The 10,941-nt window shown below is 67.9% G+C and carries 13 protein-coding genes and 1 pseudogene; 4 read left to right on the top strand and 10 right to left on the bottom strand.

Annotation, left to right across the window (positions count from 1 at the left end):
• Positions 1-142 precede the first annotated feature (142 nt).
• The 3 genes from ACFYOY_RS46185 to ACFYOY_RS46195 form a co-directional block, all read right to left on the bottom strand.
• The gene (locus ACFYOY_RS46185) at positions 143-820 is read right to left on the bottom strand and encodes an HAD family phosphatase (RefSeq protein WP_351901956.1); all 678 of its coding nucleotides are present in this window, start codon (positions 818-820) and stop codon (positions 143-145) included.
• Positions 821-947: 127 nt separating this feature from the next.
• Complete coding sequence (locus tag ACFYOY_RS46190; RefSeq protein ID WP_351901958.1) at positions 948-1,226, bottom strand: HPr family phosphocarrier protein; 279 nt, start codon at positions 1,224-1,226, stop codon at positions 948-950.
• A 106-nt stretch (positions 1,227-1,332) separates the two neighbouring features.
• Positions 1,333-3,375, bottom strand: coding sequence for a transketolase family protein (locus tag ACFYOY_RS46195; RefSeq protein WP_388593974.1), 2,043 nt, complete (start codon positions 3,373-3,375; stop codon positions 1,333-1,335).
• A 301-nt stretch (positions 3,376-3,676) separates the two neighbouring features.
• On the opposite strand from ACFYOY_RS46195, the gene ACFYOY_RS46200 reads away from it, so the two are divergent.
• From ACFYOY_RS46200 to ACFYOY_RS46215, 4 genes are all read left to right on the top strand, one after another.
• Positions 3,677-4,405 carry a GntR family transcriptional regulator gene (locus ACFYOY_RS46200; RefSeq protein ID WP_351901962.1) on the top strand — a complete coding sequence of 243 codons (729 nt, stop codon included), beginning with the start codon at positions 3,677-3,679 and terminating at the stop codon, positions 4,403-4,405.
• Positions 4,406-4,444: 39 nt separating this feature from the next.
• On the top strand, positions 4,445-4,900 hold the full coding sequence (locus ACFYOY_RS46205) for a PTS sugar transporter subunit IIA (protein ID WP_388593934.1): 456 nt from the start codon (positions 4,445-4,447) through the stop codon (positions 4,898-4,900).
• The gene (locus tag ACFYOY_RS46210) at positions 4,897-5,178 is read left to right on the top strand and encodes a PTS sugar transporter subunit IIB (protein ID WP_351901966.1); all 282 of its coding nucleotides are present in this window, start codon (positions 4,897-4,899) and stop codon (positions 5,176-5,178) included. The genes ACFYOY_RS46205 and ACFYOY_RS46210 overlap by 4 nt, the downstream gene beginning before the upstream one ends.
• Positions 5,179-5,416: 238 nt before the next feature.
• Positions 5,417-6,814 (top strand): PTS ascorbate transporter subunit IIC, encoded by a 1,398-nt coding sequence (locus ACFYOY_RS46215; protein WP_388593937.1) that lies wholly within the window; start codon positions 5,417-5,419, stop codon positions 6,812-6,814.
• Between the two features lie 186 nt (positions 6,815-7,000).
• Here the strand turns inward: ACFYOY_RS46215 and ACFYOY_RS46220 are convergent, their stop codons facing one another.
• The 7 genes and pseudogenes from ACFYOY_RS46220 to ACFYOY_RS46250 all read right to left on the bottom strand — a co-directional run.
• The gene (locus tag ACFYOY_RS46220; RefSeq protein ID WP_388593939.1) at positions 7,001-7,285 is read right to left on the bottom strand and encodes a hypothetical protein; all 285 of its coding nucleotides are present in this window, start codon (positions 7,283-7,285) and stop codon (positions 7,001-7,003) included.
• Positions 7,286-7,362: 77 nt separating this feature from the next.
• Positions 7,363-7,545 (bottom strand): hypothetical protein, encoded by a 183-nt coding sequence (locus ACFYOY_RS46225; RefSeq protein ID WP_351901969.1) that lies wholly within the window; start codon positions 7,543-7,545, stop codon positions 7,363-7,365.
• Between the two features lie 163 nt (positions 7,546-7,708).
• Positions 7,709-7,930 (bottom strand): hypothetical protein, encoded by a 222-nt coding sequence (locus ACFYOY_RS46230; RefSeq protein WP_351901970.1) that lies wholly within the window; start codon positions 7,928-7,930, stop codon positions 7,709-7,711.
• A 125-nt stretch (positions 7,931-8,055) separates the two neighbouring features.
• Positions 8,056-8,316 carry a hypothetical protein gene (locus tag ACFYOY_RS46235; RefSeq protein WP_388593941.1) on the bottom strand — a complete coding sequence of 87 codons (261 nt, stop codon included), beginning with the start codon at positions 8,314-8,316 and terminating at the stop codon, positions 8,056-8,058.
• 458 nt (positions 8,317-8,774) lie between these two features.
• Positions 8,775-9,038: a hypothetical protein gene (locus tag ACFYOY_RS46240; protein ID WP_351902082.1), complete on the bottom strand. Its 264-nt coding sequence runs from the start codon at positions 9,036-9,038 to the stop codon at positions 8,775-8,777.
• A pseudogene (locus ACFYOY_RS46245) lies at positions 9,018-9,392 on the bottom strand (hypothetical protein); the annotation flags it as partial. The pseudogene ACFYOY_RS46245 and the gene ACFYOY_RS46240, both read right to left, overlap by 21 nt.
• A 28-nt stretch (positions 9,393-9,420) precedes the next feature.
• Positions 9,421-10,941 (bottom strand): WD40 repeat domain-containing protein (locus tag ACFYOY_RS46250; RefSeq protein ID WP_388593944.1); only part of this gene is annotated, 1,521 nt, incomplete at its 5' end.

The following is a 10,941-nucleotide window of genomic DNA, read 5'->3' on the forward strand; positions in this document are numbered from 1 at the left end:
GGCTGGAGTGTAGATCGTCCCGCACGTCCCGGATGGGGGTTCTTGGCTTCGGCCGTGAGGTGTTCGGGCTCCTACGGTTCCCTGGGGGTGTCTGGCCGTCGGGGAGGAGGACCTCGTGGGGGTCTGATGGGAACTTCGGCTCTCAGCCGCCCGCGGCGCCCATGAGGTGCGTGAGGTCTGGGATGACGCCGAGCGTGGCGTGTGAGAGAAAACCGGGCTCGGTGGGGCCTCCGCAGTAGCCGACGGCGGGCATGCCCGCCGCCAGCGCGGCGTCCACGCCGGCTGGGCTGTCTTCGATGACGAGGCAGTGGGCAGGCGGGCAGCCTTGGCTGCGGGCGGCATGGAGGAAGAGATCCGGAGCGGGTTTGCCGTGGGGGACGTCATCGGCGCTGAACACCCGTCCGGTGAATCGGTCGATGAGTCCGCTGGCTGTCAGGGAATGTTCGATGCGCTCGTGGCTGCCGCTGGAGGCAACGCAGTAGGGGAGTTGACGGAGGTCAAGGAAGTCCAACAGTTCCTGGACGCCGGGCATGGTGTCCGGTCGGGCGGCGAACGCGTCGCGGACCCTGTTCCGGTATACGTCAAGCCAGTCGGGGCCGACGGTGACGGTGGCGTGGGTGCGGACCTGCTCGTACAGATACGATTCGGGTCGGCCGAGGAAACGTTGCCGTACCTGCTCGGGGGTAAGGGGCCAGCCGACTTCTGCGGCCATCTCCGCCACGACCGCGGGACCTATGCGTTCGGTGTCCACCAGTACTCCGTCGCAATCGAAGATGACGAGTCGGGTGTCGCGCAGGGCACGGCGCGGGCGCGTGTTCACGATGACCTCACATCGCAGAGGGATGCCGGGGCGCCGCGACGGCGGCGCCCCGCTCTGCCGCTGTCAGCGGCAGAGCGGGTACTGGGCACGAGTCCGGGCGGCCGTCGCCCGATGTCGGTCCCGGGTGTCATCCCTCTTCCCGGGCGTCGTGGTCGCGGGTGAGCAGGACCGCCAGCTCCTCCAGGGCCGCCTCCGCGCCGTCTCCCTCGGCGGCCAGTACCACCGAGTCGCCGTGGCCGGCTCCCAACGCCAGTACGGACAGGAGACTGCGCGCGTCGACGGGGTTCCCGCCGTCGCGGGCGATGGTCACCTGGACCGGCTGCCTGGCGGCGGTTTGGGCGAACGCGGTCGCGGGCCGGGCGTGCAGCCCGCTGCGGGAACCGATGGTGACGACACGCTGGGGCATCGTGAGTGCTCCTTTGTCTGAGAGGTGGGGGAGTCGGACTGCGGGGTGTGGCCGCGGGCGGAGTGCGGGCCGCCCCTGCCGTTCGGGTCTGGAGGGCCGGCGGTGTTCAGGACCGTGCGGCCGAGAGAGAAGCCAAGGCAGCGGCCACGACGGCGGGTTCGGTCATGCCGACCGAGGCCATCGCCTGTGCCGGGGGCGCGGAGGTGCCGAAGCCGTCGACGGTCACGGTGCGGCCGTGCTCGCCGAGCAGGTCGTGCCAGCCGAACGCACACCCGGCCTCGACGACGACACGAGCACGGATGGACGGCGGGAGCACTGCATCACGGTAGGCAGTGTTCTGTTCGGTGAACCATTCCTTGCACGGAACGGAGACGACCCTCGCCGCTACATCCCGCTGTGCGAGCGATTCCGCGGCCTTCAGGGCGAGTGGTACCTCACTGCCGCTGGCCAGGAGTACCACGTCTGGGGCGCCGTCGGTGTCAGCCACCACATAGGCACCGCGGGCCACACCCTCTCGCACTTGGTCAATCGGCGTCTGCAGCACGGGCAGCGCCTGACGAGCCAGCGCCAGCCCGACGGGCCCCGGGCGGCCGAGTGCGCTCAGCCAGGCGGCCGCGGTTTCCGTGGCATCGGCCGGGCGGACCACCGAGAGCCCTGGCATGGCCCGCAGTGCGGCGAGGTGTTCCACCGGCTGATGGGTGGGGCCATCCGCGCCGAGGGCCACCGAGTCATGCGTCCAGACGTAGACCACCTGGAGGTTCATGAGGGCGGCCAGTCGCAGGGAGGGCCGCTGGTAGTCGCTGAAGACCAGGAAGGTGCCGGCGAACGGGGTGTCGTAGCCGACGAGGGAGATGCCGTTCATGGCGGCGGCCATCGCGTGTTCGCGCACGCCCCAGTGGACGTTGCGGCCGCTCAGGCCCCGCCCGCCGTCCTCGTCGGCCGGAAGGAACGAACCACCGGGCGCGATGGTCGTGCGGTTGCTGTCGCCGAGGTCGGCCGAGCCACCCCACAGCCGCGGCAGCGTCTCGGCCAGGGTCTGGATGACCTTCCCTGACGCGTCACGTGGTGCGACCGGGGCACCGGGATCAAACGTCGGGAGCGCATCGGCGACGGCGGCGGTGTCGACGGGCCGGATGGCATGTGCGCGGGCCTGCGCACGCTCAGGGTGGGCCGCCGTCCATTTCGCGAGTGCCGTGTCCCAGGCGCGGTGCAGTTCAGCTCCCCGGTCGACGGCACGCCTGGTGTGCCGCACAACCCCCGCCGGAACGGTGAACGGCTCGCTGGTGACGCCCAATTGGGCCTTGACCGCGGCGGCTTCGGCCGGTCCCAGCGGAGCGCCGTGCGCGGCGGCGGTGTTGACCGCGTTCGGGGCGGGGAAGGCTATCTGCGACTTCAGTGCGATGAGGCTGGGCTGACCGGTGTGTGCGCGGGCGCTGCTCAGGGCCGTGTCGAGCGCGTCGGTGTCGATGTCACCGTCGGCGGCCAGGCCCACGGTCTGCACGAACCAGCCTTGGGCGGTGAAGCGGCCGATCGTGTCCTCACGGGTCGTCAGGTCCGTTGACCCTTCGATCTGGATGCTGTTGTCGTCCCAGATCACCACCAGGTTGTCCAGACGGTGGCGCCCGGCAAGGGCCCCGGCTTCGTAGGAGATTCCCTCCTGGAGGTCGCCGTCGGAGCACAGCACCCATACGGTGCGGTCGGGAACCCCGTCTGCGGCCGCGTCGGCCCCGGTCAGCCGCCCCTGGTCCCGTTTCAGGGCCATGGCCATGCCGACCGCGGTGGCGACCCCCTGGCCCAGCGGCCCGGTCGTGGTTTCCACACCAGTGGTGTGCCCGTACTCGGGGTGTCCCGGGGTCAGGGATCCGAGCTGCCGGAAGCGCCGCAGGTCCTCCAGTTCGACCCCGTAGCCGGTGAGGTAGAGCTGCGTGTACTGCAGGATGCTCGCGTGCCCGCACGAGAGCACGAACCGGTCGCGTCCCTCCCATGAGGTGTCCGCGGGATCGTGCCGTATGTGGCGCTGGAACAGCAGGTGAGCTACGGGAGCCAGCGCCAGCGCCGTGCCCGGATGGCCGGAGCCGGCCGCCTCGACCGCGTCCACGGCCAGGGCTCGCGCCACCGCGATGGCCCGCTCGTCCGCCTCGTCGAGCACCTGCCTGGCCCGGCCGGGGGAGGGCCTGGCCGTCTGCTCTGTTGCGAAGGACACGGAGACTCCTTGGATAGATCATGACGTCATGATGACTTTGGAAACGTAGCCGATGTCTCCGTGTAAGCACCAGGGATGCTTCGGGAGTGGAACCTCAAAGCTCAGCGAAAGGGTACGGGGAGAAGATCCGCCGCACGGCTGCCGACCTGTCCTCGTATTTCGCTTCGGTTGCGGCTATTGACGCGTTCAGCAGCTTGTAGTCATCATGACGTCTCGACGACACATGAACTCGATGAGGAGATCAGAGATGACGGGGCACAAGTACGCGCAAGTGCGCGACCACCTCCTGCACCGCATCCGCGACCTCCCCGTGGGCGGACAGTTGCCCGCCGAGAGTGTGCTGTGCGCGGAGTACGAAGTGAGCCGCATCACACTGCGTCGTGCCGTGGACGAGCTGGTCCAGGACGGATACCTCGTGCGGGAGCACGGCCGCGGCACTTTCGTGACCCACCCGCGCTACAACCTGAAGCACCGCGAGCGGTTCGTGAACGAGGTGACCGGCTTCCACACGCAGCTGGCCCGCCAAGGTCACACCGTCACCTCAGAGGTGGTCGCCCAGGAGCGCATGCGGGCCGGGGCGCGGCTGGCGGCCGCGCTCGACATCAGCCGGGCAACCTCCGTCATCCGGCTGGAGCGGGTGCGACGGGTCAACGGAGTGGTGCACCATCTGGCCGAGTCATATGTGGAGGAGGAGCGGTTCCCGGACGTCCTGACGGCCGACTTCACCTCCACCTCGCTCTACGCCTATCTGCGCGCGCACCACGACCTGCTGCTCGCCCGCAACGAGATCGTCGTCGGCCTGCACATGTGTGACGAGCGCGAGGCAGCGCTGCTGGGCGTGGCCGATGGGTCTCCGCTGCTGCTGGCCACCTCATCTGTCTTCGAACCGGGTGGGAAACCGGTCATCCACGGCACATCGAAATTCCTCCCCGAGACCGCGGAACTCTCCTTCGACATCGTCGCCGACGTCGAGTAGCGATTCCGACCGGCCTTGAGAACAACCACGTAGGTGCACATGCTGAGTGATCTTTTGACCGAGGAGAAGATACGTTTCTCCGCAGACAAGCTGAGCTGGCGGGAAGCCGTGACCCTGGTCGCCCGGCCGCTCCTCGACGCGGGTGACGTCACCCCCGGCTACGTCCAGGCCATGCTGGAGTCGATCGCGTCCGGCGGAACGTACATCAACCTGGGCCACGGCATCGCCCTGGCCCACGCCCGGCCCGAGAACGGGGCCGTGCGCACCGCCATCTCGATGCTGCGGCTGACGGAGCCCGCCCCGCTGCTCGGTCGGCCGGAGCACGCGGTCGACCTCTATTTCTGCTTCGCGGCCGTTGACGCCGACGCTCACATGAGTGCCATGGCCTCCCTCGCCCGCATCCTGTCGGACGCCCAGACCCGTCAAGCGCTGCGCGACGCGGCCTCCGCGCCCGATGTCATCAAGTTGATCACTCGGTTCGAGGAGTCCCAATGAAGTTCCTGGCCATGTGCAGCACCGGCCTCGGCAGCAGTTTCATGGTGCGCATGAACATCGAGACCATCGTCGGTGAGCTGGGGCTCTCGGCCGTCACAGTCGAGCACTCCGACATCAGCTCCGCCGGACCGGGCAGCGCAGACGTGTTCTTTGTGGCGAAGGACCTGGAGGACGCCGTTCAGGGACTGGGCGACGTGGTCGTTTTGAACAGCATCATCGACATGGACGAACTGCGCGAAGCGGTGAAGGCCGCCGCCGCTCGGCACGGGCTCCTCTGACCCGGGCCCACCCGTTCGTCCCGGGGCGGCGCGGCCCGACGCGGTGGCAGCGCCCGCCACACCACCCGTCGGGCAGCCGCCCCGTGCGCCTTGGCCCGCCGCCCTCGACGTCCCCCTCATCCCACCGTCGATCCGGGTGCGCCACCAGCCAGTCCGGCCATGCGTCTTCCCGCCGCCTGGTCCGGCACCCACATCCCCGCAGTCACGGCCTCGTCGTGCCCGAAGAGAGGCGTTGTCAGTGAACAGCGTTCTGCAGAACCTTCTCGATGTCTTCCGTGAACCATCCGTCATCGTCGGCTTGATCGCTCTCCTGGGCCTCCTGCTGCAGCGCAAGTCCCTCTCTGACACCATCAAGGGGACGACCAAGGCGTTCGTCGGCTTCCTTGTCCTGGCGGCGGGTGCCGGAGTGGTTTCAGATGCCCTCACCCCCTTCGGCGAGATGTTCCAGTATGCCTTCGGTGTCCAGGGCGTCGTGCCCAACAACGAGGCCATCGTCGGCAAGGTGCTCACCAACTACGGCTCCCAGGCCGCGCTGATCTTCTTCTTCGGCATGGTGGTGAACGTGCTCCTGGCGCGGTTCACCAGGTTCAAGTTCATCTACATGTCTGGGCATGTGGCCCTGTACCTGGCGGCCATGATCGCCGTGATTCTCATCGCCAACGGCTTCAGCTCGTGGCAGGCCGTCCTCTGGGGTGCCCTCGCCCAGGGTCTGATCACCACTCTCTCGCCCGCGCTCGTCCAGCCCTGGATGCGCAAGGCCACCAAGAACGACAATGTCGCGCTCGGCCACACCGGCAACTTCGGCATCGCCACCAGTGGTCTGATCGGCAAGCTCTTCGGCAACCCCGAGAAGTCCACGGAAGACCTGAAGATTCCCAAGGGGCTTGGCTTCCTGAGGGACACCACCGTTGTCATCGCCAGTTCCATGGGCGTGATCTATCTGCTCGTCACCCTGGTGGCCGGGGCCGGCTATGTCGAGGACAAGCTGAGCAATGGCCAGTGGTATCTGCTGTGGGCCGTGATGCAGGCCGGCAAGTTCGCCGCCGGCGTGTTCATCATCCTGGCCGGCGTCCGCGTGGTCCTGGCCGAGATCATTCCCGCCTTCAAGGGCATCTCTGAGAAGCTGGTCCCCAACGCCCGGCCCGCGCTCGACGTCCCGATCGTTTTTACCTTCGCCCCGAACGCCGTGCTGATCGGCTTCCTGTCGAGCTTCGTCGGTGGACTCATCGGCATGGGAATCCTCGTCGCAGTGGGGGGGACGATCATCATCCCCGGCATCGTGGCCCACTTCATGACCGGCGCCGCGTCCGGTGTCCTTGGCAACGCGACGGGCGGACGACGTGGCGCAGTGCTCGGCGCCATGGTCAACGGCATCATGATTACATTCCTTCCGCTTCTGGTCCTGCCCTTCCTCGGCGACGTCGGGCTGCAGAACTCCACCTTTTCCGATGCCGACTTTGGAGTCTCCGGCCTCCTCCTCGGCAGCGCCGTCCATATCAGCCACGTGGCCGTCATCGGACTGATCGTCTGCGCGCTGGCTGCCGTTTTCGCCGGCAGCGCCCTCATCACCCGCCGACAGGCCGCCAAGGAACAACCCACCGCGACCACCGAGCCCGAGCGGCGACCCACTGCCTGAACTCCCCGCCTCGACGCGGCCCGGTGAACCACCGGGCCGCGCTATGGCGCACGCGGATGGTGGGTACCAACCTGGCCAGGGTTCGTCAGTGAGTCGGCTCTGGCACGAAAGCGGTGGGGATGCTTGGTGCCAGCGCCCACATGCACTGCAGCCTTCGCTTCACGCTGACAGCCGTGGAGCGTCGGGCTAAGAGGCGCCCGCCATATGCCGCTGCCGCTCCCCGTCGGTGTGCGCCTTGCCCATCAGCGAGCCATCTTCCTGTTCGTAGTGGGACAGGGCGAGGCCGAGGCAGAAGAAGGTGGGTGCCCACTCGCCGATGAAGATGCCCCACCGGTCTGCCCGGTCGAGGCCCTTACCGGTTTCGGCGCGGAGGGATGTGGCCCATGTGAAGACTGACAGGCCGATGGAGGCGACGGCGGCGGTGTAGGCGTGCTCCGAGCGCAGGCCGATGTCGTGCAGCTTCTTGATCACGGCGGTGCTCCTTCGGGAGGTCCCCCCTCAGGTCCACTCTCGTATACCCATGTTTCGGCGGGTGACGCAGGACGGGGTCAGGACGCGGGCCGCTTCTTGGCGGGAGCCTTCTTGGCGGGAGCCTTCTTCTTGGGCCGCATCTCTCGCACCTCGCCTTCGCCGCCTTCCTCGCCGCGGGCCTGCTTCGCGGCCCGCACGCTGTCCTGGAAGGCGGATATGAGGTCGACGACCTGGCCTTTCGCCTCGGCCGACGCCTCCATCCCGGGTGGCGCGTGCCCCTCGGCTTTGTGCTTCGATGACGGCTTCCATGGCCTCCCGGTACTGGCTGATGCCGGTGCCCCGATGGCGCCTGTGCCTTCCCCGGCACGGTCACCGCCGCGGCCCTCGTGATCTGGCTCCGCTCGTGATCGCCAGGATCCGTCTCTAGCTGTCTTCGGGCAGGTGGAAGTAGACGGTCCCCGAGCGCCAAGGGCCATGCTCGGTCGTCTCCGATTCGATGACGACGTCCTGAATCTCGACGGGGCCCAACGCCTCGATGGAATCGGCCAGCCTCCGCAGGAGCGCCGGGACGCTGTCGCAGCCCGGACCAGCGGGGTTGGCCTGGGAGAAGTGGCGCACGGTCCAGGACTCTGGAGAGTTTGTCATGGACTGATCGTAAAGCCTGCTGTCACTCGGCCATCGCCGACTGCGGGTCCGGTGATTTTGGCTACCGGTCCCGACCAAGCCTGTGATCGCCAGGACACTGCCTGGCTCGGAATCGCGACGTGGTCTTACGAGTGCGGTACGCCGAGGCCGTCGAGGACGATGTCCACAGCCTGGTCGAGAGCCTCGTCCCGGTCGGGCGTCGCCACGTGGGCGAGGGCCCGGATCAGCACGGACACCTGCTCCACGGTGGCATCCGGGCGGGCGGCCCCGGCCTTCTGGGCGCGTTCGAGTGCCGACCCGAGCGCGGCGCGGAAATCGTCGGTCGCCATGGTGGCCGGCTCGGACAAGCCTCGGCCGTCGTCGGTGTGCGGAGGTAGCAGGTCCATGAGCCTCCGCCAACTTGAATTCGTAGGTCACATGGCTGGTGTGCGGGTCTGTCGGAGTCCTCGAGCTGATCGTGGGCGGCAGCCTGCGGAGTAGATCATCTGGCGGCGGTCTTCGAGGTTCGTCAGGACGACCAGGCCGCGCAGGAGGTGGGTGGCGCGGGCTGGGTCAGTGCGGAGCTTGGTCAGGATGGGCGCCAGTTCTTCAGAACTGAGGCGTGTTCGGCAAGGTACGCATCGAGCCTAAGTGGGCGACTGCGCCGGTGAGGGCACTGCTGGTCCTGACGAACTGCGAGGTCGCCCGCTGACCGACGGCCTTGACCGAAGTCATACGCCCCGGCCAGCCTGAGCATCCTGAAAACAGCGCACGCCAGCCCCGTGACCAGCAGCTACACGATGCACACCGCTCACCGAACGCAGCGGGGGCATCTGCGGTCGATGGGGTGATCGCGTCCTGGGGGTCAGTGCTGTGCGGCGAACATGTCTTCGATCGCCTTGAGCACGAGATCGGGACGTTCCGCCGGCACCTCGTGAGAGGTGCCCTTTGCGGTGACGAGCGTTCGGTTGGGTGCCTCCTGGGCGAACGAAGCGGCGGCGTCACGCCAGCTCTGGGCGTCCTCGGGAGACCCGTCGAACGGGGTCTTCTCCGAAACCATGACCGTTGCCGGCGTTCCAAGTCCGCACGCATGACTGTGGCCCGCAAAGTGTGCGTCGATGAACGCCACGAGCGTTTCCACGGCCGGTCGAGCTCGGCCGCGAAGAAAGCCGAGGCCGCCTTGAGGATCTCGTTCGCCCGCCGCAGCTCGGCGTTCCCGGCCCGCAGCCGCTTGATCTCCGCGGCCTCCTCGGACGTGACGCCGGCCGCTGGCCAGCGTCGACCTCGGCCTTGCGAATCCAGGTCCGCACCGTCTCGGCCGTGCCGATCCCCAGCTTCGCCGCGACCGCCTTCATCGCGGTCCACTCGGTTGGGTAGTTCGGGCAAATCTCCGCAACATGCGAACCGCACGCTCGCGAACCTCAGAAGGATAAGGGGACGGAACGTGCCATGACTCGATCCTCTCAGGGAATCGAGCCTCCATCAGACCCGGAGCGGTTCAGTTGCCGTAACTACCGGTTCCGGCGACGGTCCGTCTGAAATTCCTCGCATGCTGAGAGAGAGGGGCGGTTCTCCAGGTAGAGCGACTGTTCACTTCGGGTGAAGGACCTATGGACCGCTTGGCAAACCTTCCTGATGGAGGAAGCCGGGTCAGGAAGAGCAACGTCCCACAGGCGCACCGTCATGTGGTCGCTGGCGGTGGCCAGGGTGTGGCCGTTTGGGCTGAAGGCCACCGCTGTCACAGCCTCGGTGTGTGCGGTGAGGGTGGTGCGCTGTTTGCCGGTCGTCACGTCCCACAGGCGCACCGTCTTGTCGTCGCTGGCGGTGGCCAGGGTGTGGCCGTTTGGGCTGAAGGCCACCGCTGTCACAGCGTCGGTGTGTGCGGTGAGGGTGGTGCGTTGTTTGCCGGTCGTCACGTCCCACAGGCGCACCGTCTTGTCGTCGCTGGCGGTGGCCAGGGTGTGGCTGTCCGGGCTGAAGGCCACCGCTGTCACAGCGTCGGTGTGTGCGGTGAGGGTGGTGCGTTGTTTGCCGGTCGTCACATCCCACAACCGAACCTTGCCGTCCTCGCCTCCGGTGGTCAGGGTGTGGCTGTCCGGGCTGAAGGCCACCGCTGTCACAGCCTCGGTGTGTGCGGTGAGGGTGGTGCGTCGTTTGCCGGTCGTCACATCCCACAGCCCGATCTCCCCAAATTCCTCACCGGTGGCCAGGGTGCGTCCGTCCGGGCTGAAGGCCACCGACCCTACGGTGCCGGTGTGTCCGGTCAGGGTGGTGCGTCGTTTGCCGGTCGTCGCATTCCACAGGCGCACCGTCTTGTCGTCGCTGGCGGTGGCCAGGGTGTGGCCGTCTGGGCTGAACGCCGCCGACCCCGCGGTGCCGGTGCGCCCGGTCAGGGTGATGCGTGACCTTCCCGTCCTCACGTCCCACAACCGGACCTTCCTGTCCCGCCGCCAGGTGGCCCTATCCCACTGCCAGGTGGCCAGGGTGTGGCTGTCCGGGCTGAACGCCGCTGCCCCCACAATGTCGCCGGTCAGGGTGGTGCGCGTTTTTCCCGCCGTCATGTCCCACAGGCGCACTGTCTTGTCGTCGCTGGCGGTGGCCAGGGTGTGGCCGTCTGGGCTGAACGCCGCCGCCCTTACGGTGCCGGTGTGTCCGGTCAGGGTGGTGCGTCGTTTGCCGGTCGTCACATCCCACAACCGAACCTTGCTGTCCTCGCCTCCGGTGGCCAGGGTGTGGCTGTCCGGGCTGAACGCCGCTGCCCCCACAATGTCGCCGGTCAGGGTGGTGCGCGTTTTTCCCGCCGCCAAGTCCCACAGGCGCACCGTCTTGTCCTCGCCTCCGGTGGCCAGGGTGCGTCCGTCTGGGCTGAACGCCACCGACCCTACGGTCTTGGTGTGTCCGGTCAGGGTGGTGCGCGTTTCTCCCGCCGTCATGCCCCACAGGCGCACTGTCTTGTCGTCGCTGGCGGTGGCCAGGGTGTGGCCGTCTGGGCTGAACGCCGCCGCCCTTACGGTGCCGGTGTGTCCGGTCAG

The sequence above is a fragment of the Streptomyces sp. NPDC007875 genome (assembly GCF_042868035.1).
GTDB classification, from domain to species: Bacteria; Actinomycetota; Actinomycetes; order Streptomycetales; family Streptomycetaceae; genus Streptomyces; species Streptomyces antimycoticus.